At 62.7% G+C, this 21,574-nt stretch carries 22 protein-coding genes; 11 read left to right on the top strand and 11 right to left on the bottom strand.

The window, feature by feature from the left end:
• Positions 1–38 precede the first annotated feature (38 nt).
• The 4 genes from BW949_RS16970 to BW949_RS15965 are packed head-to-tail and all read left to right on the top strand — an operon-like array spanning position 39 to position 3,505.
• The gene (locus tag BW949_RS16970) at positions 39–830 is read left to right on the top strand and encodes a 3-deoxy-manno-octulosonate cytidylyltransferase (RefSeq protein ID WP_076367884.1); all 792 of its coding nucleotides are present in this window, start codon (positions 39–41) and stop codon (positions 828–830) included.
• 3 nt (positions 831–833) lie between these two features.
• Positions 834–1,670 carry a 3-deoxy-8-phosphooctulonate synthase gene (gene kdsA, locus BW949_RS16965; protein ID WP_076367882.1) on the top strand — a complete coding sequence of 279 codons (837 nt, stop codon included), beginning with the start codon at positions 834–836 and terminating at the stop codon, positions 1,668–1,670.
• Between the two features lie 7 nt (positions 1,671–1,677).
• Entirely contained in the window at positions 1,678–2,583 is a 906-nt protein-coding gene (locus BW949_RS15970) for a polysialyltransferase family glycosyltransferase (protein WP_076367880.1), read from the top strand.
• Positions 2,522–3,505: a glycosyltransferase gene (locus BW949_RS15965; RefSeq protein ID WP_159440079.1), complete on the top strand. Its 984-nt coding sequence runs from the start codon at positions 2,522–2,524 to the stop codon at positions 3,503–3,505. Before BW949_RS15970 ends, BW949_RS15965 begins: the two co-directional genes overlap by 62 nt.
• Positions 3,506–3,644: 139 nt before the next feature.
• Here the strand turns inward: BW949_RS15965 and BW949_RS15960 are convergent, their stop codons facing one another.
• Both BW949_RS15960 and BW949_RS15955 read right to left on the bottom strand, forming a co-directional pair.
• Positions 3,645–4,955 carry a lipopolysaccharide biosynthesis protein gene (locus BW949_RS15960; RefSeq protein WP_076367876.1) on the bottom strand — a complete coding sequence of 437 codons (1,311 nt, stop codon included), beginning with the start codon at positions 4,953–4,955 and terminating at the stop codon, positions 3,645–3,647.
• A 2-nt stretch (positions 4,956–4,957) separates the two neighbouring features.
• Positions 4,958–5,998 carry a hypothetical protein gene (locus BW949_RS15955; protein WP_076367874.1) on the bottom strand — a complete coding sequence of 347 codons (1,041 nt, stop codon included), beginning with the start codon at positions 5,996–5,998 and terminating at the stop codon, positions 4,958–4,960.
• A gap of 497 nt (positions 5,999–6,495) precedes the next feature.
• Between BW949_RS15955 and BW949_RS15950 the strand changes: the two genes are divergently transcribed.
• The 4 genes from BW949_RS15950 to BW949_RS15935 all read left to right on the top strand — a co-directional run bounded on the left by BW949_RS15950 (position 6,496) and on the right by BW949_RS15935 (position 11,529).
• Positions 6,496–7,557 (top strand): MraY family glycosyltransferase, encoded by a 1,062-nt coding sequence (locus BW949_RS15950; protein WP_076367872.1) that lies wholly within the window; start codon positions 6,496–6,498, stop codon positions 7,555–7,557.
• Positions 7,558–7,682: 125 nt separating this feature from the next.
• Entirely contained in the window at positions 7,683–8,813 is a 1,131-nt protein-coding gene (locus BW949_RS15945) for a polysaccharide biosynthesis/export family protein (RefSeq protein ID WP_083947806.1), read from the top strand.
• 15 nt (positions 8,814–8,828) lie between these two features.
• Positions 8,829–9,287: an arsenate reductase/protein-tyrosine-phosphatase family protein gene (locus BW949_RS15940; RefSeq protein ID WP_076367870.1), complete on the top strand. Its 459-nt coding sequence runs from the start codon at positions 8,829–8,831 to the stop codon at positions 9,285–9,287.
• Between the two features lie 37 nt (positions 9,288–9,324).
• Complete coding sequence (locus BW949_RS15935) at positions 9,325–11,529, top strand: polysaccharide biosynthesis tyrosine autokinase (RefSeq protein WP_076367868.1); 2,205 nt, start codon at positions 9,325–9,327, stop codon at positions 11,527–11,529.
• A gap of 87 nt (positions 11,530–11,616) precedes the next feature.
• Here the strand turns inward: BW949_RS15935 and BW949_RS15930 are convergent, their stop codons facing one another.
• A complete protein-coding gene (locus BW949_RS15930) occupies positions 11,617–12,171 on the bottom strand; it encodes a DUF6118 family protein (protein ID WP_076367866.1) in 555 nt (184 codons plus the stop codon).
• A gap of 18 nt (positions 12,172–12,189) precedes the next feature.
• Positions 12,190–15,759 (bottom strand): Ti-type conjugative transfer relaxase TraA, encoded by a 3,570-nt coding sequence (traA, locus tag BW949_RS15925; protein WP_076367864.1) that lies wholly within the window; start codon positions 15,757–15,759, stop codon positions 12,190–12,192.
• A gap of 278 nt (positions 15,760–16,037) precedes the next feature.
• Between traA and BW949_RS15920 the strand changes: the two genes are divergently transcribed.
• Genes BW949_RS15920 through BW949_RS15910 form a run of 3 tightly spaced genes read left to right on the top strand, consistent with a single transcriptional unit; the run spans position 16,038 to position 17,521 of the window.
• The gene (locus BW949_RS15920) at positions 16,038–16,517 is read left to right on the top strand and encodes a hypothetical protein (protein WP_076367862.1); all 480 of its coding nucleotides are present in this window, start codon (positions 16,038–16,040) and stop codon (positions 16,515–16,517) included.
• On the top strand, positions 16,498–16,827 hold the full coding sequence (locus tag BW949_RS15915) for a mobilization protein (RefSeq protein WP_076367860.1): 330 nt from the start codon (positions 16,498–16,500) through the stop codon (positions 16,825–16,827). The genes BW949_RS15920 and BW949_RS15915 overlap by 20 nt, the downstream gene beginning before the upstream one ends.
• Entirely contained in the window at positions 16,820–17,521 is a 702-nt protein-coding gene (locus tag BW949_RS15910; protein ID WP_076367858.1) for a hypothetical protein, read from the top strand. Before BW949_RS15915 ends, BW949_RS15910 begins: the two co-directional genes overlap by 8 nt.
• Here BW949_RS15910 and BW949_RS17775 read toward each other — a convergent pair.
• The 7 genes from BW949_RS17775 to BW949_RS16950 form a co-directional block, all read right to left on the bottom strand.
• A complete protein-coding gene (locus BW949_RS17775) occupies positions 17,476–18,099 on the bottom strand; it encodes a BrnA antitoxin family protein (RefSeq protein ID WP_407947275.1) in 624 nt (207 codons plus the stop codon). The genes BW949_RS15910 and BW949_RS17775 overlap by 46 nt on opposite strands.
• A gap of 9 nt (positions 18,100–18,108) precedes the next feature.
• Positions 18,109–18,495: a hypothetical protein gene (locus BW949_RS15900; protein WP_076367854.1), complete on the bottom strand. Its 387-nt coding sequence runs from the start codon at positions 18,493–18,495 to the stop codon at positions 18,109–18,111.
• Positions 18,496–18,842: 347 nt separating this feature from the next.
• The gene (locus BW949_RS15895) at positions 18,843–19,151 is read right to left on the bottom strand and encodes a type II toxin-antitoxin system RelE/ParE family toxin (RefSeq protein WP_235816341.1); all 309 of its coding nucleotides are present in this window, start codon (positions 19,149–19,151) and stop codon (positions 18,843–18,845) included.
• A gap of 15 nt (positions 19,152–19,166) precedes the next feature.
• On the bottom strand, positions 19,167–19,445 hold the full coding sequence (locus BW949_RS15890) for a type II toxin-antitoxin system ParD family antitoxin (protein ID WP_076367850.1): 279 nt from the start codon (positions 19,443–19,445) through the stop codon (positions 19,167–19,169).
• A 125-nt stretch (positions 19,446–19,570) separates the two neighbouring features.
• Positions 19,571–19,909, bottom strand: a complete 339-nt coding sequence (locus BW949_RS17230) for a chromosome partitioning protein ParB (RefSeq protein ID WP_076367848.1) — start codon at positions 19,907–19,909, stop codon at positions 19,571–19,573.
• Positions 19,906–20,565, bottom strand: coding sequence for a nucleotide-binding protein (locus BW949_RS15880; RefSeq protein ID WP_076367846.1), 660 nt, complete (start codon positions 20,563–20,565; stop codon positions 19,906–19,908). Before BW949_RS15880 ends, BW949_RS17230 begins: the two co-directional genes overlap by 4 nt.
• A gap of 227 nt (positions 20,566–20,792) precedes the next feature.
• Positions 20,793–21,574 (bottom strand): helix-turn-helix domain-containing protein (locus tag BW949_RS16950; protein ID WP_200805152.1); only part of this gene is annotated, 782 nt, incomplete at its 5' end.

Below are 21,574 nucleotides of genomic sequence, written 5' to 3'. Positions count from 1 at the left end.
TTTGGCTTGGGAAGACCGGCATTAGACAAGGTAGCCCGATGAAGACCGTGATTCTGATCCCCGCCCGATACGCCTCGACCCGCTATCCGGGCAAGCCGTTGGTGGAGCTGAACCAGCCTGATGGCACCCGCAAGAGCCTGATCCAGATGAGCTGGGAGGCCGCAAGCAATGTGCAAGGTGTGGCCGAGGTGCATGTCGTGACCGACGACGACCGCATCAAGGCCGCGTCCGAGGCCTTCGGCGCCTCGGTCATCATGACCAGCCCCGAGCGCGAGAACGGCACCGCGCGCTGCGCCGAGGCCCTGCACAGCGGCCTCGTCGAGGCGGACCTCGTGGTCAACCTCCAGGGCGATGCACCGCTAACCCCGGCTTGGTTCGTCGATGACCTGATCCAGGCAATGAAGGATGACCACGAGGCGCAGGTCGCCACCCCGGTGCTGCAATGCGATCCGCTGACCTACGGCCATTTCGTCGAGGACAGACGCGCCGGTCGAGTCGGCGGCACCACCGCAGTCTTCGATACCAGGGGGCACGCGCTCTACTTCTCCAAGGAAGTGTTGCCCTACATCGATCCGCACAAGGTGCCCGGCGGGGACATACCCGTCTATCACCACGTCGGTGTCTACGCCTACCGCCCGGCGGCACTGGCGGCCTATACTTCCTGGCCGATCTCCGATCTCGAGACCTACGAAGGTCTCGAGCAGTTGCGCTTCCTCGCCAACGCGGTGAAGGTGCGCTGCGTCATCGTCGAGGGCCGGGGCCGCGTGTTCTGGGAGCTCAACAACCCCGAGGATGTCGCCCGCATCGAATCCGTCCTGAAGGATCTGTGAGACATGGAAGCACTTGACACCCGCACCGTCATGGTCGGCGACGTTGCCTTCGGCGGCAAGGCCCCCATCGCGCTCATCGCCGGCCCCTGCCAAATGGAGGGCCGTGACCACGCCATGATAATGGCCGAGAAGATCGCGGAGGCCTGCGCCGCCTCCGACACGCGCTTCGTCTACAAGTCGAGCTACGACAAAGCCAACCGTTCCTCGATCGGCTCGTCACGCGGCATTGGAATGGAGGAGGGTCTGCGCATCCTCTCCGAGGTGCGCGAGACCTTCGGTTGCCCGGTGATCACCGACGTGCATGAGACTTCGCATTGCGCCGCCGCCGCCGAGGCGGTGGACGTGATCCAGATCCCCGCCTTCCTCTGCCGCCAGACGGACCTTCTGCTGGCTGCCGGCTCCACCGGCAAGCCGCTCAACGTCAAGAAGGGCCAGTTCCTCGCTCCCTGGGAGATGGGCAACGTCGTCGAGAAGATCGCTTCCACCGGCAACACGCAGGTCATGCTCTGCGAGCGTGGCACCTCCTTCGGCTACAACACGCTCGTCAACGATTTCCGCGGCCTGCCCACCATGGCGGAGACCGGCTGCCCGGTGATCTTCGACGCCACCCATTCGGTGCAACAGCCAGGTGGGCGCGGCAACAGCTCCGGCGGCGAGCGCAGGTTTGTGGCGGCGCTGGCTCGCGCGGCCTGCGCCGTTGGGGTAGCCGGGCTCTTCATCGAGACCCATCAGGATCCCGACAATGCGCCCTGCGACGGGCCGAACATGATCCACATCGACCAGATGGCCGGGCTGATCATGCATCTGCGCGACATCGACGCGCTCGCTAAGGGCCTATAAGACAGTCATGTCCCGCCCCGAACGCACCATCATCGCGCTGGACCATGTCGACGCTCAGCGTTTTGCCCGCAGTCTGAAGGCTGCGGGTGACCGAGTCCTCTTCTTCGAGGAAGCCAGAAGCTGGAGCGAAATCCGGCGCCTCATGCGACAGGGCACCGGCACGCTGGTGGTCTTGGGCGCCCGCCCGCCGGACAAGGCGGCGGTGCGCCACCTCGGCCCGCGCGCGGATCAGGTGGTGATCCTGCAGCACGCCATCAACCGCCGCCGCAGCTTCAGGGAGCTGCCGCCGGGCTATTTCCGCGCGAACTTCCGCAAACTTGTATATTGGAGCCTGTTCTCCCTCCTGTGCAAGCTGGTGCCGCGCCGTGCCGCGCCGCCCACCCATGTCTATCATTTCACGCCGGACTACCGCGACGAATGGGCCGGGGCGCTGGGCGAAGGCACGTTTTCCGACACCCCCTGTCCCCGTCCCGATCCGTCCCGCTTCGGCACCATGGCGGACATTCCCGTTTCGGACGCGCCGGTGGCCTGGCAACTGGTGGACGAACCCTTCACCCAGACGCTGGGCATCTCGCGCGCGCAGGAGCGTAAGCTCTTCGAGATGATCCTCGACGTCACCACGCAGACCGACGACGGTCCGATCATGGTCAAGCCGCACCCGCGCAGTCAGCCGGGGAAATACGATTTCTCGCCGCGCTTCGTCACTGGCGAGACGCTGTATTCGCATCCCGGCGCCGTGATCGGCTACCGCTCTGGTCTGCTCGACTATCCCTTCGCCACGGATCGCCAGCTGACCATCGAGGTCGATGGCGAGACTTTCCGCCTCCAGTCCTCCATCCGGGAGACCAACCATGAACAATGCGGCACATACCTCAATGTCGTCGAACGAGACCTCGCAGCCAAGGGTTATTAACGTCCTGTGGTCCTCGCGCGCCTTCGGCGGTGCGGAGGTCTATGTCGAGACGATGCGCACTATCTGGGGCACCGAGACCTGCGCGCTGCAGTCGCTGTCCGCGAAGGAGCGCCTGAAGCTGGCCGCCGACATTGCCTTTGGCTCCAATATCTACATCTTCCACGACCTGCGCGCCGCATTCTTCGGCTTCCTGCGCCCGACCCGGCGCAATATCACCGTCATCCATGCCCCGGGAAAGTGGCTGAAGCTCACCCAGACAATCACCTTCCTGCATGCCTTTCTGCAAAAGCGCGTGGTCATGGTGGCCGACGACATCTATCCCGATCCGCCCACCGATCACGTGGTGGTGCTGGAGAATTTTTCTACCGCAGGGATCGAAGCGCATGACGCCTCCGCCGACGCGATCTACTTCGGGCGCATGGCCCATACCAAGAATGTGCTCGACCTCGCGCAGTTCTGGCACGACCACATGAAGACCGGCACCCTGCACATGCTAGGCGACGGGGCACTGCTGGCCGAACTACGCGCGAAATACGAACACGAGGGCTCGAACATCCGCTTCCATGGTGCCGTGGCGCATGACCGGATCACCGAGATCGCCTCGGAGTGCCGCTTCTATACATCCTTCAGCGGGCTCGAGGGGCTGTCCCTCTCGCTGATCGAGGCGATGGACGGTGGTCTGATCCCGCTGGTGACGGACCTGCCTTCACAGCAGTTCGTCAAACAGATCCCCGGCATTCCACTGGTCACGGTGAAGGGCGACTATACCCGGCTCGCCGCCGAGATCGAGGTGATCAACACCCTGCCGCCCGAAGACCGCGCCGCGCTGCGCGACACGGTGCGCACCACCGTGCGCGACCGCTTCCGCGACCGCTGGATGGGCTTCTGGGATCAGACCATCCGCGAGGCCCGCAAGGGCTGACACGGATCTCCTCGACAGGAGATGCGCATGAATATCCTTGTCACCAGCGACGTCGTCAGCATGCGCGCCGCCGTAGACCGCGCAGAACCCTGAGCAGATTCCGCTGGGTCGATACATACGCTTAAGTTCAGGCTGGATATCAGGTTGACCCGGAGCTATCCCGGCCGGGGGCACCGGGCCGCCTGCGCTTCCACGCCAGCAGCATGATCACGCACCAGGCGACCAAGGCCAGTGTATGGGCGGCTGCCGCGCCGGCAATTCCGAAGAACCGGGTCAGCGGCACCAAGAGACCGAGGTGCAGAACAATCCGCACCAGCGCCGCTAGCATCATCATCCGGTCGTGCCGCCCCACCTGCAACGCCACGTCGATCGGACCGAAAGCGCTGTTCGCGATCACCCCCAGTGCCAAGACTTGAAGCGTCAGCACTGTATCGGTCCCGGCGTAGCGGGCACCGTAGAGCAAATCCAGTACCGGGGCAGGCCAGAGCAGCAGCACCCCGCACAGCGGCAGCGAGAACAGCAGACAGGTGCCGATTGCCCGTTGCATTACCCGGGACACCGGCTCGCCCTCGGGGTTGCGCAGGCTGCTGCCGACCTGCGGACCGACGACAGCCTTGGCCGCGAGCAGCCCGATCCCGGCGACGATCGACAGCTGGTAGCCCACGCGGTAGAGGCCGAGCTCGGCGTCGCCCGCCAGACGTCCGACCATCAGGAAGGAAATCTGCAGCGTCATGGCCAGCAGGATGTTGGTAACGGAGTTGTGCAGCGCGCCCCGCATCCAGTCGCGCCAGGCCCCCGGGCGCCGCGCGCCCTGCGCCGCGCCCCGCTGCCAGCCCTCCCGCACATGGTGCCAGAACACAACCCCCGAGAAGCCCGCTGTGGCCAGCGTGGTGGCCAGCAACGCCAGAACCGCGTCCGTCTCGGTGACCTGTCCCGTGCCGCGCAACCAGGCTACACCAAGAAACAGCACCAGCCCGAGTCCGGGCCGCAGCACCAGTTCGGCCATCTGCCCCGCCGAGGTGTGGCCCAGCCCGCGGGTCGCGTTCTCGAAGAGGATCGACAGGCCCCAGAAGGCGACGATTACCCCCGTGATCCATGACATTTCCTCAACCGCCATCTCCACACCGGGCAGCCTGTGAACTAGCGCAAAGAGCAGCCCACACAGCAGCAGCAGCCCGCCGAAGACGCTCAGCGCGAAGAGCACCACGCCGCGGGTTGCGGCGTCGTCACGGGCGGGATTGGACAGCGATATCTCGCGCAGAAGCAGCGTCGGCAGGCCGGCGGTGACAGCGAAGTAGGCCAACGAGATCCATGACAGGATCAGTACATACTGGCCGTAAGTCTCGGGGCCGAGGATGCGGGCGAGGGCCATGCCGTTCAGGAAGGTCAGCACGGCGGATATAAGTCGCAGGAGAATGGAACTGATCTGCGCGTTTCTCTTGAGGACCAAGATCAGGCTCCGTCAGGTGGAGTCGAAGCGGCAGACGTGCGGAGCTTGCGCCGCCGCGAGGTGGCAACCCACAGCAGCGGGTTGTTGATCGTGGCCTTGGTGGCCATGACGATGGCGATGTTGAGCAGGCTCCATCGCATCCGCGCGAGGAAGACGAGGATCAACAGCACACCGCCGAGCCCGAGAATCATCGGCGTCGAGATCACCGGTCCGAGATCGTAGAAGACGTAGCGCTGGATCACCTCGACCTTGTGGCCGAGAAACAGGTTGAACTCCCCCAATCCGATCATGTCGAGCGTGAACACCAGCGCCTCGAACCTCTTGGCGTTCTCGAGACCGTCAGCATTGTAGAGCGCGAGCTTGTCCGTGAAGAACAGGTAGAAGGGTTGCAGCACCATCCCGCTACCGAGGATCACCACCGGGATCAGCAGGATCCCGGCCTTCGAGCGCAACCGGAGCAGCAGATCGTGGGCGATCTTGAAGGCCGCGAGGATGGTGACCGAACTAAAGGTCACCAGAGACATGCCGGAATAGAGCATCGCCACCCAGCGCTTGTCCGGATGGGAATGGTTGGCCCAGATCGACATGAGCAGCATGTGCAGGCCCATGGTCGAGGGTTCGAGATAGAGCCCCGAGATGCGGAACGTCAGGAAGGCGTTTTGATGGATGGCGTGGCGGCTCTCGCCGTAGAGGGTCATGGGTGCTAGGTCGTATCCCAGCGCGACCAAGGTCATGAGCGACACCATCGCGGCACCGAGATGCAGCCAGAGGGCCGGGATCAGCGACCAGTCGCGCGGGAGGATCTCCAGCAGGCGCGAGATCAACACCACCAGCATGAGGCTGATCAGGAAGCTGAACTTGTCCGGCTGGATCAGGATCATCAGGAAACCCATGGCGACGAGGCCGAAATAGATCAGCACCTCGACCACCCGAATGCAAAGGCGCGGATCTGTCAGCAGCCAGAGCACCAAGATAAAAGGGATCCCATGCGCTCCGAGCCCTGGCAGCGGCACGAGGTACAGCGACAGAAGCAGCGGCGTCATCCAGTCCCGCAGCCCGGTCGTCCGACGTGTCTCGCCCCTGATCACATCCGGCCCCTTGCCCGTTCCCGATCATCAATCGGCGTAACTGTGCGGATTTGCAACCTGCCATGCCCAGATGCTGGCACACATTTAGCCGATCCCGTGCAGCGCCGTCCAGCCCAGCAGGGTTACCACCCCAGCTTGAAGCGAAATCCATAATCAGAGGTGGGTCAACTCTCGATGAAAAACCCCGGGCCACTTCTGGGTGGAAATCAACACCTATCTCAAAATGGAATCGTGATAGGGGCAACGTCAGAGCCGACCTCAGGCCGAGTCCAAAAAAACGGAAAAAATCTGATCATGTTGAAATCCATGTTGAGAATCCTTCCGTATAGTGGCACCCTTGCCGCAACAGAAAAAAGGAAACAATGCGGCCACCTGCGGTGTTTAGCCCTAGACTATACTCACAACATTCACACGAAGAAAGCATTCTTCCGGCACACCCAAGGGAGTGTTAAATGATTTTGTATTTGCTTTCATTTATTTTTTCCTCGATTTTTGGTATCTTATTGCTCCACAGTCACACCTATGTTCGCGCCGTCACAAAGCCGCGCGGGGACGGCCTCGCCGTACAGTCCTCGCATATCGGCGAGCCAGCTCGAGTAGGTGGCGTAGCTGTTCTGCTGTCGCTTCTGGCTGTGGCCATCATTCAAACCGTATTTCAGGAAACCGACCAAACACCGCTTCTGCTGCTATCAGTTCTTCCCGTGTTCATAGCTGGGCTAGCCGAGGATATCGGCCACCGGGTCTCGCCACGTGGACGGTTTCTGGCTGCCATCGTCTCGGCAATCGCTGCGGTCAGCTTGCTCGGGGCATGGGCGCCACGGTCAGACATTCCCTATCTTGATGCGGCTATGCCTCTCCCGGCTGTTGCGATCATACTGACTGTGCTCTTCTCTGCCGGATTTTGTCACGCGGTCAACCTGATTGACGGGATGAACGGGCTCGCATCCGCGGTCGTGACAATCTCCGCCCTAGGCTGCGCTGCAATCAGTGCGCAGGCCGCACAACCCGAAATCACCGGCTTTGCTCTCCTGCTTGCTGCCGGAACTATCGGGTTCCTACCGCTGAACTGGCCATATGCACGCCTCTTCCTAGGTGATGCAGGCGCTTATGGCCTCGGCCACCTTCTGGTGTGGATACCGTTCCTCCTAGCCTGGAAAACAGATACAGTCGCCGTACCCGCGTTGATGCTTGTCATCTTCTGGCCGCTCGCCGATGTGTTACACACAATCCTGCGGCGCCTGGCAGAGCGAGCCTCCATCCTGCAACCAGACAAGATGCACCTACATCAGAAAGTCCGTCGAATGCTGGACATCATATGGTTCGGCTATCAAGGCCGCCAGCGCTCCAATCCACTAACAACACTTGTCCTGCTACCCTTCATCACAGCCCCTGTTGTCACGGGCACCCTGCTATGGGACCAGCCGACCGCCGCCTGGTGCGCCTTGGGCGCTTTCATGCTGGCATTTTCACTTGCCCATCCGTTGACGGTCAGGCTTGCGCACAAACTCCGGTAATAGCCGCATGTGAACCTGTAATGCAGAATACCCACTGGAGAGGGTCACCATAGACAGCTAAAAGGTTGCTGATCATTGCCTGCTGTTCTGGGGGCGGATTCGGAAACAGCGGAGGTTTTTGACTCATGCCGATTGCTTCGACGCTTCATTCCTTGTCTTTCAGTGCCCCGGAAGCGGTGACCCGACTTGCTGCGCGGATCCACGCCATCGGCATAGTCCTCGGTCTGTTCCTGCTTGCAGCCTGCTCGGACGGGCATGTTTCGTTTCCACTCTCAGCCGAAGCACAGCGCAGTCTGGGCGACGATGTCTCGGTGATCATACTCGACCCGACCAATATCGCCAATTTTACCAGCCCCGCACGGGGGCACGCGCCCTCCTCTCTCCCCACGGGCCGTGACTGGTCCTACTTGGTCGGCCCCGGCGATATCCTGTCGGTCATTGTCTTCAACCACCCCGACCTCACGCTACCGGCCGGCCCTCAGCGAAGTGCAGCCGAAAGCGGATTTCAGGTCGGAAGTGACGGCACCATCAACTATCCCTACATCGGGACGATTCAGGCCGCCGGGAGGCGGACAGACCAAATTCGCGGTGAAATCTCGGAACAGCTCGCCACCTTCATCCCCGATCCACAGGTTGAAGTCCGTATCGCCGCCTATAACGCACAGGCCATCGTTGTCTCCGGCGAGGTAAATACCCCGAATCGTCAGCCACTGACCGCCGTGCCGCTGAGCCTGATCGAGGCAGTCAATGCCGCGGGCGGGTTTACAGACGATGCAGAGCCCCGCAATGTAAGCGTCCAGCGCGCAGGCCGCATCTATCAGGTCGATGTGCAAGGCTTCCTGTCGGGCGGGCTGAGACAGAACAATCCTGTCCTGCGCAACGGCGACGTGGTCAGCATTCCACGTCGCCGTGCCGAGGAAGCCTATCTGCTTGGCGAAGTGTCCCGACCTGATGTCGTTGACCTCTCGCGTGAGCAAATCACCCTGACCCAAGCCATCACGCGCCGTGGCGGTTTGCAGCAGACGCGCGCAGATGCCCGCGGTGTTCTGGTGTTCCGCGCCGATGGTGCGCGGACGCTGGTGTTTCAGCTCGACACCTCGAACCCCAGCGGCCTGTTGCTAGGCACGCGCTTCGTTCTGGAACCGGGGGATGTGGTCTACGTCATGCGTTCGCCGATCCAGCGCTGGAACGACACCATCTCTCGCCTGCTGCCATCGGTTCAAGCAATCAACACAGCAAATGACATACCGGACTGACCCTTGAGAGCGCCAATGTTCCGTTCGATTGTCGTTGTCTGTGTCGGAAATATCTGTCGTTCACCCGTCGGTGAGCGATTGCTTGCGTTACGCCTGACGGAACTCGGATCAGACATGAAAGTGTCTTCGGCAGGTCTCGGAGCCATCGTCGGCGCATCGGCCGACGAGACGGCCTCTGATGTCGCATCGCAACACGGTATCCAACTGAAGGGGCACGTCGCCAAACAGTTCACTCGCGCAATCGGACTGGAAAACGACTTGGTTCTGGTTATGGAGCCAAGGCACCGGCACGATATCATTACTACCGCCCCGGATCTGTCCGGCAAGGTCATGTTGTTCGATCATTGGCTGGGTGGTCGGGGGATCGCGGATCCCTACCGCCGCTCCCGGCAATTCCACGAAGAAGTTTTTTCTCTGATAGACAAGGCTGGGACCGCATGGGCCACCAAGCTGGCGCCATCAGGCAAGGGGTAGAGCATTGGAAAATCAAGAAGTAAGCCATACGCCCCGGATGACGGATGCAACGAGCCGCAATCGGACAGGACTGATCAACGCGACGGTTGCCAATAGTGACGCAATCGATCTCGGCCAGCTCTTCAGCTCTCTATGGAAGGGGAAGTGGCTGATTGCCCTGACCACGGCGATCGGGATCGCGGCAGGTGTTTTCACCATCGCCAATACAGATCCTACCTTTCAGGCAGACGCACTTTTGCAACTCGAGGAAAGGACCGGGTCTCTGGCTCTCCCCAGCGGCCTCTCAGATATGCTCGAAAATGACCCGCGCAGTGTGACAGAGATCGAGATCCTGCGATCACGTATGGTGCTGGGTCAGGCCGTCGCAGACCAGAATCTTGACTGGCGTATCGAACCCAGGAAGGTGCCGATCATCGGCACCCTTCTGTCGCGCTATAGTCTGCCGTTCGTCGAGGGACTGCTTCCGGCCCAATATATTCGACCAGACGAAATCATCACGCTGGAGCAGCTCGTCGTCCCTCCGATCTGGCTCAACACCGAAATCGAGATCACGATCCTGGATGCAGAAAACTTTCGTCTCGCGCTTCCGGACGGACGTTCTGTCTCCGGCCATGTAGGCGAGCAGCTTACTATGGAAGACGTGGGTTTCTCGATAACCATCGGAGCCGTTGAAGCTGCCACTGGCCGGGTTTTCGCCATCCAACAGCTTGATGACATAAGGGCAGTGAATTCTCTCAGAGAGAGCCTGACCGTTTCAGAGCGGGGGCGCGGCTCGGGTATTCTGGAAGTCCGTCTCAACGATGCAAGTCGACCACAAGCGGCACGGGCGCTGAACGCGATCATTCAGGCCTATACCCGTCAGAACGTTTCCCGCAGCGCCGCCGAGGCCGAAAGCAGTCTTGTTTTCATCCGCGAACAGCTGCCAATCGCCGAACGCGCCTTGCGTGAAGCCGAGGCAGCTCTGAACGATTTCCGCCAGACCCAGGGCACGGTCGATCTTAGCCTGGAGACACAGACCATTCTGGAGCAAATCACCCGGATCGAGGGTGAACTGGCCAGCCTCCAACGCAATGAAGACGAATTGCGACAACGATACAACCCCGCGCACCCGACCTATCGCGCCCTGCTCGATGAGAGGACGCGGCTCGAGACGCGGCTCGCCGAATTGCGTGGACAAGTTGGAGCCCTGCCCGAAACCCAGCGTCAGGTCTTGGATCTGAGCCGTGCCGTGGAGCTGGCGCAACGGATCTACACCGAGCTTCTCACACGTTCTCAGGAAGTTGAGGTCCTGCGTGCCAGCACCATCGGCAATGTCAGAATCATCGACAACGCCACCAGCCAGCCCAACGCCATTGCCCCGCGCAAGGCCATGATCCTGGCGTTGTCCCTGATGTTGGGCGGGATGATCGGCGCCGGACTCGTTCTGCTCCGGAACTGGCTCAGAAAGGGAATTCAGGACAGTTCCGAACTGGAAAAACTCGGCCTGCCCGTCTTCGCGACGATCAATTACAACAAGATGGCAGATACGGGTACCAGGCGGCAGGGAAAACTGCCGATCCTCGCGGTCGAAGAAACGGCAGATCTGACAGTCGAGGCGCTGCGATCTCTGCGCACAAGCCTGCATTTCGGCATGCTGGATGCAAAGACGCCGACCCTGTGCATCACCTCCGCCCATCCAGAGGCCGGGAAAAGCTTTGTCGCCCTGAATCTTGCCGTCGTATCGGCCCAGGCCGGGCAGCGCGTTTGTCTTGTCGATGCAGATATGCGACAGGGCCAGTTGCGGCGGCATTTCGAGATGCCGCGCAACCAGCCCGGCCTGGCAGAGGTCATCTCCGGCAATGTCGCTATCGAGGATGCCATGGTCCGGGGGGCTGTCGATGGACTGTCCTTCCTGCCGAGCGGGAGATATCCGCCCAACCCGTCTGAGCTGCTCATGCGGGCCGAATTTTCTCGTCTCGTGGCATGGTGTGCAGAAAATTTTGACCTAACCATCTTCGACACTCCGCCGGCGCTGGCAGTGACCGATCCCGTCATCGTGGCGCGCAACACTGGCACGACGGTCTTTGTGGCACGCCATGACGTCACCCATCTGGGTGAGATAGAGGCAAGCATCAAGACATTTTCGGCAGCCAACCTGAACCTTTCCGGGGCGATCCTCAACGGGTTTGACCCGAAAAAGGCACGCGGCCGCTACGGCTACGGCTACGGCTACCGTTATGATTACAAAACACGAAAGCAATAGGAGGTCACTCGGCCCAGACAATGTGCTGCCAGCGATCCGGGCAATCAGAGTGGATCGAGGCACAATGTCCCCGCGCAGCCGGCCGGGCTACAACAGGGCGAGGGCGAGGAACGCACCGGCGAGGAAGCCGGCAATGGCGACAATGCCAAGCCAGAGGTTCTGCCGGTCCCGCGCCCGCGCGCCGTCAATGAGGTCGGAAAGCGTGCGAGTGGTCTGGCGCAGATCAGCGGAATAGCCTTCGATCTTCTGGGCGGCCTCGCGCATCAGCGAACTGCCAGCTAGGTTCATTTCCTTGGCGTAGTAGTCCGGCCCGTGCCGGAGAACCGGCAACTTTTTGATGCCGTCCAGATCGTGCGCGAGGATGCCAAGCTGTTTCACGATCTGGGCGAGCTGCGGCTTGTAGTCCTCCGGCGCGGTGGTGCGGTCAAATTCTTCAAAGGCCCGCTCGACACCTTGGCGGATGATCGCCATTTCCGCGCCGATCTGCGCGCCTTGTTCCTCGATCCTGCGCCGCAGCGCGTCAAACGCCTCGGCCGGATCGCCAGAATCTGCCTCCGATCCTGCCTCGCCCTCGTCCCATTGCCCCGGTTCTTCCGGCTCGACCTCTTCGAGACTGCCGCCCCTGACCTTCATCCGTACCATCACCACAAACTCCTCACCTTACAGGCCTAGACCATGCCCCCGGCTGATCTGGTGGCCGCGCTCCATGTCGTCTTGCAGCTCGCGGGCAACCGTCTTCTCGCGCTGCGGCTCCTGCCGGAGTCCAAGCTCCTGCCGTCGCGCATAGAGAAGATCGTCCACCTGAGGGTCATCCGCGAGGCTGTCGGCCATGTCGTTCAGCTGCGCCTCGACCTTTCCGCGCGCCTCTTCGTTATACCGGCCGTAAAGTTCCCCGTGCTGCTGTTGCAGCTCCTGCCAGCGGGTAACGAACCGCTCTGCCCTGACCTGGGGATCAGCCAGCGCCGCGTTCTCGCGGGTCATGCCTTCGATGACACGGGCAACACGCTCGCGGCCGGATAGATCGGTCATGGCCTGAGCCGTCTGCGGATCGTGCTGCAGGGTCGAAAGCATCAGGTCTTTCATGCCGCCCCTGACCTGATCGAGCTGCTGCGCGGCTGCCCGCAATTCTTGTTTCTGCATGTCGAGAACTGGCAGGCTCTCGCGCATGTGCCGCTCCACCGACTGAAACACCCGCGCATAGCGGTCAACGGCGGCCTCAAGCGGCGTCGGCGCCCGCAGGCGCGCGGCCAGCCGGTCGGGCGCTGGCGCCAACACCTTCCGCCCCCCTTCCCTTTCCGGCTGCCCCGGCTCCGCAGGCGCGCGGGAAGCGGCATTGAGTTTGAGGCCGTCGAACATGCTGCGCCGACGCGGCGCGGGTTTCTCGGTCTCGCGCTCGGCCCGGCCTGCACCCTGATCCTCGCCATGGTCGAGGCCGGAATACGCGAACAGATCCTGTGCAAGATCTTTGTGGATCTCGGCCGTGAATCTCACCGGGCTGTCCTCGATCCGCGCCAGCTCGGCCGGGGCCTCCCTCTCCGGGCGCTGCTCTGCACCGTCACGGGAAAGCGCCTCGCGCGGAACCTCGATCTCGCTGCGGATGCCAAGGCTTTCCGCGATCCCGCGCCGTTCGGCAAAATCGCGGGTATAGTCGAGCGTGGTTTCCTTCGCGCCAGACCGCGACAACCGGCGCTCAAGCTGCTCATAGGCCAGCTCGCCGGCGTCCCGCACCTTCCAGGCATTGCGCTGCGTCTCGGTGCCATCGGGCAGGGTGACGGGCGTAGCGCCGATATGCTGAAGGCCGATCTTCTCCCCGATCTCCGGCTTGGCCTCGGTCATGGCGCGTTCCAGGTCCACGCCCCATGTGGTGCGCCGCTCGCCCTTGTCGTTTTCCAGGGTGACGAAGTAGCTCGGCCGGTTGCCCTCCTTATGCTCGAAGGGCGCGGCCCCATGCTCGACCAGGCGGCCCGCGTGGCGGTTGGTAAAATCATCCTGCGCTGCGTAGAGCTGCGCGCCGTCCCGGTGCCGGGTCATGGCAACATAGGTCAGATGCCGGTCCATCGTGCCCGAGGCCATCACAAATGCCCGGTCCACCGTCGCGCCTTGGTTCTTGTGAATCGTCGTCGCATAGCCGTGGTCGATGGCCTGATAATCGCCCATCGGAACGGCAACGCTGCGCGCGCCGCTGCCGTCCAGCGCGGCAATGATCCGGCCTTCCTCGACCCGCTCGACCGTGCCAAGCATCCCGTTCTTCACCCCAAGGTCGCGGTTGTTCTCAAGGAACACGATCCGGTCGCCCGGCGCGAACTCCCGCTGCCCGTCATTGGTCTGGAACACCCGCGCGCCGCTGGAACCGTCCTCGACCTCGCCGGACAGGCTGGCCCGCGCCAGCTCGCCCCTATCCTGTAGCTCGGCCCGGATCGCGTCGTTGATCGCCCGCACATCGGCCCGGCGATGCGCCATCGCAACCCGGCTGCCGTCTGGCCGCGCATCGCGGTCGGCAAGGTAGTCGCGCACGATCTCACCGCGCGCGCCGTCGCGGTCGGCGCTGAACCGAATATCGCCCCGGTCCCGATAGGCCGCCAGCCCCTCGGCTGTGCGATGCGTGGCGAAGTCAACGGAAGCCTGCCGCTGCCAGTCCACCCGCTGCCGGCGAATCTCGGACAGCTCGGCATGGCCGATTTCTTCCGTGATCGCCCGGAACGGTGCGCCCGCCCCGATGGCCTGTAGCTGCTCGTGATCGCCCACAAGCACGATCTTCGCGCCGCGTGCCTCAGCCTCGCCCACGAACCGGGCGAGCTGGCGCGACCCGATCATGCCCGCCTCGTCGATCACGAACACGTCGCAGCGGCCAAGCTGGCCCCGCTCGTTCTCCCAACCGCGGGACCAGGACGCCAGCGTCCGGCTCTGGATGCCGGACGATTCCTCCAACCCCTCGGCCGCCTTCCCCGACAAGGCCGCGCCGTGAACCCGGTAGCCCTCGGCCTCCCATGCCTCCCGCGCCGCCGCCAGCATCGTGGACTTGCCAGCGCCGGCGAACCCCACCACCGCAGAAATCCGCTCCGGCCCGGTGATATGCCCGATGGCCCGGCGCTGCTCATCCGACAGCCGGGCCGACGCATCACCAGAGGCACGCTGGATCGCGGCATCCTGCGCCCCGATGGCCCGGTCCACATGCCGGCGATCCACGCCATGATCCCGGGCCGCGCTCAACCGCTGCGCGCTCGCCATCATGCCGGATTCGATCTCGACCATTTCGCGGGTCGAATAGCGGGCAAGCGTGACCTCGCCCGTCTCCGGGTCCGTGCGCTCGGGCTGAAGCTCGGCCAGCGCCGGCGAAGCCATGACCTTGGCAAAGACGCTCTGGAACTCCTGCGCGTCGTCGTTGATGTAGCGATGCAGGGCGCGCGCCACATCATGCCGGTCGAACACGCTTTTCTCGGCCGTGATGAGGGACAGAACCTGCTCCGGCTTCTCCCGGATCAGATCGGCATTGCGCCGTGCCGCATCCTCATCGAGCCGCGTACGCGCCACATCGAACCCGCGCCGCTCCATCTGCGTGGCATGGACCCCCATATGCTCGGTCGGCACAATCTCAAGCCCGCGCTCCATATGGGAACGGTGGTCGATCCGCAGATCATGCCCCGCCCGCGCCAGATGCTCGTTGGCGATGCCCTCCCATGTCTGGCGCAGATCGCGAAGCTGCATGTCGGTCGTCGGCAAGCCGTTCGCCAGCAGCCATTTGTTCTCGCGCTCGATATAGGTCTTGTCGCCAAGCCCCTCCGCCGTCACCTGCCGCGTCGTCATCATCACATGGGCATGATGATTGCGCACGTCGCTGGCGTCATGCGGAGAATGGATCGCGAAATCCACCGCCGCGCCATAGCGGTTCGCCAGCTCTCGCGCCAACTCCCGCGTGGCCTCAAGCCGCTGTTCGGCCGTCAGCTCATGCGGCAGGGCAACCTCGAACTCGCGGGCAACACGGGCGTCCTTGCGCTTCTCGGCAAATTCGGCGGCGTTCCACAGGTCCGACCGATCCCGCGCCCAATCGGCGCTAACGCTCTCGGGCAAAACGATCTCCGCATGTTCCACGCCCTGCTTGGCGGTGAAGTCATGCGTGATCCCGTCGCGTTCGTTGGTCAGGCGTTCCCCGGCACGATAGGCCATCGAGGCGACGGCGCTGCGACCACTCGCCCGCGAAACCGGCTTCATGCTGAAATGGTAGATCGCCAACGCACGTTGCTCCGACACCGTTTCACTGATCCCGCCAGCACCCCCGCTGGCGGCGCGCTGAGTTGCATAGCAACTCGTAAGTGCGCCCTTAAATCTTCTTTGCTGCGCTCATTCGGTCCTCAGGTGTGGCGCTCACGGCACTCATCATGCAGGGATACTGAACTCGGATTGTGCTGTAAATGGCCGATCAGATCAAGGATGCAGGCGGTTTCAGATGAAACCGGCACGTCAGTTCACTATAAGGGGAAGGATCACAACAAAGGCGAAGGGACAGGCGCATGGCGAATGACGGAGAAAAGACCGGCGTGGATACTCTCCTGAACCGCCTGACGACACGGAAGCAGCCATGGAAGATCATGCTGACGGGAAACGCTGCCGATCCGGTGAGTGGCGAGACACGGGAAGCTCTCGGGCGGATTCTCGATCTCATGCTCGGTGTCGGTCATCTGACCTTGCACACTGCCGGCGGCGGGGTTCTGAATGTCACGCGCGACTACAGCGGCGACTATCTAGCCGAAGTGGACCGCAGGATTGCCGCGATCTTCTCGGCCGATCCGCAGATCACCGCCATTGCCTTCCCGAAGCACACCGCCACGCCGGACGATCCACACTGGTCGCCAAACGGGAAAGCCCGCGCCGCTCTTGCCGCTGCGAGGCAGGCGGGCGACATTGCCCCGGATGAGGCAATCCGGCACATGAAGGCCATGCACGCGGCCACCCAAGCGGAAGGACAGGACCATGGCAAGAAAGACCATTGAACAGAAGCTGGCGGAACTCGATGCGCAGCGCGCCGCCCTCCGCTCCCGCCTCGGCAAACAGGAGCGCGCCAACGACACCCGCCGCAAGGTGCTGCTCGGAGCGCTCGTCCTCCATCGCCTCGAAAACGGCAAGGATGAGGAATTTGCCCGACGCCTGCGCGACTGGCTGAAACGCGAGCTGCCCGACTTCCTCACCCGCGACACCGACAAGGCCCTCTTTGCAGAGCTGATCCAGCCTGCCCCGGCCGCGCCCGCCAGCGCCGCGCCCGCCGATCCGGCCACAGCCGACAAGGGGGTATCCGATGCCTGACGCCATCCAGCTCTATCGCGACTTCCTCGCCGGCAAGCCCGGAACCTGCATCTTCACCGGCGAGGAAGGGTGCCATGCCTTCGTCACCGAAGATGAGATAGACGCCACATTCGGCTCCCGTCACGACACCAGGCATTTCGTCTGGCTCGACAGAAAGCCCGGCGAGATCGGCCCCGAAGGTCTCGGCTTTGTCAGCGACGATTACATAGACACCCTGCTCGCCGGGCACCGGATCGCCTTCACCTTCAGCGACAGGGCCGGGCCGCCGGGCGATAACCGCGAAGGCGTCAAGGCGGCGTTCCTGCTCGGGGCGGATCGCATGAGGCGCGTTCTCGCCCTGCCGGTCGATGCCAACAAATGCGTCTCCGCAGACGCCATCGCCGCCCTGCCCCTCGGATTGCGAGGCCACCTCGAAACCCGCACCCTGCCCGCGCTGGTGCCCCTCGCCCGACTGGTCGAACGGATGATCCCGCTTGGCGCGACCATCGAGGACGGCGAAGCGCGCGGCCGCCTCGTGGTTCTCTCAAGAATCGCAACCGGCATGAGCCTCGACGGTCTGGACGATGAGGCGGAACGCTTTGCCATCTGGGCGGCCGATCACGCGGCACGCGAGGACCAGGCCAATGAGATCACCCGCCAGATGCTCGATCAGATCCCCGACGATCTGACCCAGAGAAAGGGCAAGCTCCAATGAACCAGGCCGCGCTGGCATGGCGAGCCTTCAGGAACATGCTGCGCGCCGCCGCCCGTGATCCGCTCGGGGCCATCATCGCCATCATCACCGCCCCCTTTCGCCTCTGGCAACCTGTCGCCGGCCTGCTGATCCTGATCTTGCTCATGCTGCTCGGACTCGGCTTCGCGGGCGAGGTCATCCTGTCGTGGCTCGGCTTCCCGCTCGGCAGCCTGCCGCATTCGCTGTTCTACTTCCTCCTGTCGCTGCTGGTGCTGTGGATGGTCGTCCGTTCCATCACCGCCCCCCTGATCGCGAATTTTGGCGACATGGACGGCGACACCCACGGCTCGGCCCGCTTCGCCACCGACAAGGAAGTGGCCCCTCTGACCCGCACAGGGGGCGGCTCCGGCCTGGTAGCCCTGCCCCCCGGCCTTGAGCCAGGCCAACACATCGGCATCGAGGCGGGCGGTATCTGGTGCTTGATCGGCCGATAGAGCGCCACAGGCCGCATTTCGGCAAGCTGATCGTCGGGCAGCGCGGCCAAACGCCCGGCGAAGCGGCGGACTTCTCGGGTCTCCCGGTCGGGAAACAGGCCCGATGCCAAATCGCTAGACCGGCTCTCCGTAGGTGGTCGCAAACCTGTCCAGCAGCACATTGAGGCGATGGCTTTGCTGTTCGGTCATCTGGAACCGGGTCAGGGATGACGACAGGGACTGAAGTTCGTTCCGGTCCAATTCCTTGTCCTCGCCACCAACATCCTCGAAAACCTGCTCGAACTGATCCAACGCAACATCCGCCTCGCCAGCCAGTGCCGCAACACGCCACGCGAAAGCCGATGCGCCAACGGCCTGACCATGCTCGCGGATGAGAAGGACAGAAAGCGGGACCAGGTTCATGATCTCGACCAGAACCCCCTCATACCGCCTGCGATCCGACAACGAGGGGTCGGACAGAACCTTGCTCAGCTTCTCGGCATGGCTGCTGATCGGTTTCATGACACGCACGGCAATATCCCTACAACATTCATCGCATCAGCCCTGTGCCGCGACTGTAGCGCCGTGGTGCTTGACGGCAAAGGGCGCAACCCATCGCCATGCCAAGCGCGGTAACGGCAGAATGGTCCCGGCGCTGGAAGCACCGGGGCTGTGTCAGTGGCGGCCCTACGGCTCTCTACGGCGCTATGGGAAAGCGCGTTCGCCTCCGGGCCGCGCGCGGCTGACGCCACGAAGAACAGCGCAAGCCCCCGGTCGTTCCGCTCGCATAGCGCCATGAAGCGGTCGGGAAAAAGCAAACATGCTTTCAAGAAAGCATGTTTGCACAAGAGTCCTATATCAGGGCCGCCCTAGTGTTCTGACGCTTCTTCATCGCGCAAATCCGCCTCATAATCCTGACCACCATAATAGACACCAAGAATAATCACGGCATCGTCGGTCACCTCGAACGCGATTGTCACGCGGCGGCGGTATCCGACCGTCCTCAGACCAGGCCGAATGTCGTCACGCCGCGTTCCACGGTGCGGGAAGGTCGAGAAAGCAAGGCAATACTGGAATATAGCCGTTGTGTATCGCTCACCGATTTGTGGTGCCGATCTGTCGCCAATGTCTCTGTGCAGCTTTACGAGCTGCGCCTCCGCCCTGGGCGAGAAGATCACGCGATGAGACATGCCTTACCGGGCCTTCAACTGGCGTTCGGTTTCGGCTTGCAACGATGCCAATACCTGTTCGGGCGTCCGGCCCTGCGAAGGATCAGCCTTCATCTCGTCATAGGCCGTCGCAACCTCCGTGCGAAGCCAACTCTCAAGGGCCTTGTCGCGCGCCTGCAAGGCACGCAACCCATCGCGTATAACCTCGCTCTCGCTGGCATACTCACCCGAAGAAACCTTGGTCTTGATCATCTGCGCCATTTCGTTGGGCAACGTGACGCTGAACTGCTGTGTGCTGCGCATGGGAACATCCTGTCATGGATCGTGCAGAGTAGGATTTAACACTATCACATATGGACAGATCAGGGAACGGCGCAAACAGCAAGAGTAAGCATGTCTCCATGCTTACATGAAAGTATGCTTACCCTTCATTCCCCGCTCTCTCGAACGACCGGGAAATTGTATTTGGCGAAAAGCAGGTTCAGCGCCTCGGCCACAAGCCGTTCCTGCGTAACCCGCTTGCCCCTGTCGTCGCGCGTTCGGAAGCTGAGTTCTTCCAGCGTTTCCCAATAGACCGGCGGCAGGTGATGCGTTTTGGCGCTCTTGTTCGCCCGCGACGGCGGAACGTAGGCTCCGGCCGACCGTGCGCTGCGGGTGGCTCGCTTCGGCTCATCCGGCGTCTCGAAAAGGGCAGGCGCTGCTGGCGCTGTCGCCGGTTGCTCGGCCGTCTTGATGGCGGCCGCCAAGAGAGAAGGCTTGCGGCTCATGATTTCATCCTTTCATGTTTACCTGTAAACATGCTTGCCTGATTCGAAAGGAAGCTGAATAGGCCGGCGACTTCCTGGGCTGCACGTCCTTGCGGTTCCAGTTCTTGCGGCGTCTGCCCCAAGGCCGGCGCATCCTCGTAGGCTTTCAGCCGCGACAGGTGGATGGGCGCGACCGGCACGTTAAACCGCTCGGTAATCGCGGCGGCGTCGTCGGCCGCCCGGCCCCCGGCGTTCGGATGCACGAGATTCAACACCACGAAGGCCGGCGGGTTTCCCGCCATGTCGAGCAGCCGCTTTAGCGGCTCTAGGGTGTCAATCGCGAATATCTGCGCTTGGGTCGGGATCAATACCATGTCGGCATACTTGGCGGCCTCGGTCGAGGCGCTGTCCATCTTTCCGGGCGTGTCGATGAACACCCAATCCATGCCAAGGCCGCGATAGGCGTCCAGCGAACGCCGGATAGCGCCGGGCTGGATCGAGGCAACATCCGGGCCGTCTCCCTCTCGCCGGTCAAACCAGTTAACGGCGTTCGTTTGGGGGTCGAGGTCGAGCAGAGCGGATTTCTTCCCGGCCAGATGCGCGGCAACCGCCAGTGCTGTGGCTATTGTCGTCTTGCCGGTTCCGCCTTTTTGCGTGCAGAACGCTACTGTAATCATGGTTGCAGCCCTTCATGTGTAGAAGCCGACATGCTTCCTGATAAGCATGTAAACATGATTTCATGCCGAGCGCCAGCCCTGCCGCTTTGCTTATTCTAAGCAATAAAAGGCTGACCGCAGGTGTTGCGGGTGGGATTTAGGTGATGTGGATGCCGCTTTCCGGCCCGCCTATGTGCGGGCCGGAATCGCCGCAGGGTCGCGTAAGCGGCCCGAACAGCGGCGACCGCTTATGTTCCACCTTTTAGATAGAGATGAGATAGGGATTCTGTCTGCTTATCGGACTCACGTTTCTTCACAGCGTTGCCAAGGGCGGCGAGCGCCCGGCCAAGGGAATTATCGCCAGCCTCGAACAGCGCCAGCTCATCGAGAGGCAGGGACTTCCGGTAGGCGGCCAGATCGGCCGCACGGGCTTCCTGTTCTGCGGCGAGATCGTCGGGCAGAGGGGTAGCCTTGCCGAAGCGGCCAAGAAACTGGCGGGCTTTCTCCGGCAGGGACAGGCGGTAGGCGTTGCTTGCCTGCTGGACCTGTGGGCCGCGCCCCTCGTTGCCGGTCGGCTCGTAGCGCCGCAGCCAGTCGATGAACCCATGCGTTCGCAGGTTCTTCAACGCCCGCACGATGGTATCCCGCGACCGGCCCAGCCGATCCATGATCGTGCTGATTGCAGGCTCAAGGCGGCCGGTGCGGTAGTCGATGAGATTGACGAACAGCCGCAGCACGTCCAGCGCCACCGATCCCAACGGGCCGCTGCGCTCACCCTTCTGGCGCAATCCGGCCTCGTTGTAGATTTCGGCCGCCTTCAGGATCGCCTGCACGTCCTTGCGCGTCGTCGGCCGCCAGATACGGCCTTCCGAGCGGCCCTTGAAATGGCTCTGCCGCCGAACCGGCGTCGGGCAGCGTGGGGCAGGGGGCGGCATGACCAGGCTAAAGGCAGTCTGACCTGATCCCCCCGAACCGTTCCGCCGCTCATGGGCCTGCGTGGAAAGCTCGCCAGCCTCGTTCTCGGTGAGCT

Origin of the sequence: Phaeovulum vinaykumarii (assembly GCF_900156695.1) — a bacterium.
GTDB lineage: Bacteria > Pseudomonadota > Alphaproteobacteria > Rhodobacterales > Rhodobacteraceae > Bieblia_A > Bieblia_A vinaykumarii.
The sequence above is the reverse complement of the archived record's forward strand: the minus strand, read 5'-3'. Positions and strand labels throughout refer to the sequence as shown.

Coding starts and splice junctions, on each gene's coding strand:
- BW949_RS16970 (WP_076367884.1), top strand. CDS start 39: ATGAAGACCGTGATTCTGATCCCCGCCCGATACGCCTCGACCCGCTAT.
- kdsA (WP_076367882.1), top strand. CDS start 834: ATGGAAGCACTTGACACCCGCACCGTCATGGTCGGCGACGTTGCCTTC.
- BW949_RS15970 (WP_076367880.1), top strand. CDS start 1,678: ATGTCCCGCCCCGAACGCACCATCATCGCGCTGGACCATGTCGACGCT.
- BW949_RS15965 (WP_159440079.1), top strand. CDS start 2,522: ATGAACAATGCGGCACATACCTCAATGTCGTCGAACGAGACCTCGCAG.
- BW949_RS15955 (WP_076367874.1), bottom strand. CDS start 5,998: ATGACGCCGCTGCTTCTGTCGCTGTACCTCGTGCCGCTGCCAGGGCTC.
- BW949_RS15950 (WP_076367872.1), top strand. CDS start 6,496: ATGATTTTGTATTTGCTTTCATTTATTTTTTCCTCGATTTTTGGTATC.
- BW949_RS15945 (WP_083947806.1), top strand. CDS start 7,683: ATGCCGATTGCTTCGACGCTTCATTCCTTGTCTTTCAGTGCCCCGGAA.
- BW949_RS15940 (WP_076367870.1), top strand. CDS start 8,829: ATGTTCCGTTCGATTGTCGTTGTCTGTGTCGGAAATATCTGTCGTTCA.
- BW949_RS15935 (WP_076367868.1), top strand. CDS start 9,325: ATGACGGATGCAACGAGCCGCAATCGGACAGGACTGATCAACGCGACG.
- BW949_RS15930 (WP_076367866.1), bottom strand. CDS start 12,171: ATGGTACGGATGAAGGTCAGGGGCGGCAGTCTCGAAGAGGTCGAGCCG.
- BW949_RS15920 (WP_076367862.1), top strand. CDS start 16,038: ATGGCGAATGACGGAGAAAAGACCGGCGTGGATACTCTCCTGAACCGC.
- BW949_RS15915 (WP_076367860.1), top strand. CDS start 16,498: ATGGCAAGAAAGACCATTGAACAGAAGCTGGCGGAACTCGATGCGCAG.
- BW949_RS15910 (WP_076367858.1), top strand. CDS start 16,820: ATGCCTGACGCCATCCAGCTCTATCGCGACTTCCTCGCCGGCAAGCCC.
- BW949_RS15900 (WP_076367854.1), bottom strand. CDS start 18,495: ATGAAACCGATCAGCAGCCATGCCGAGAAGCTGAGCAAGGTTCTGTCC.
- BW949_RS15890 (WP_076367850.1), bottom strand. CDS start 19,445: ATGCGCAGCACACAGCAGTTCAGCGTCACGTTGCCCAACGAAATGGCG.
- BW949_RS17230 (WP_076367848.1), bottom strand. CDS start 19,909: ATGAGCCGCAAGCCTTCTCTCTTGGCGGCCGCCATCAAGACGGCCGAG.
- BW949_RS15880 (WP_076367846.1), bottom strand. CDS start 20,565: ATGATTACAGTAGCGTTCTGCACGCAAAAAGGCGGAACCGGCAAGACG.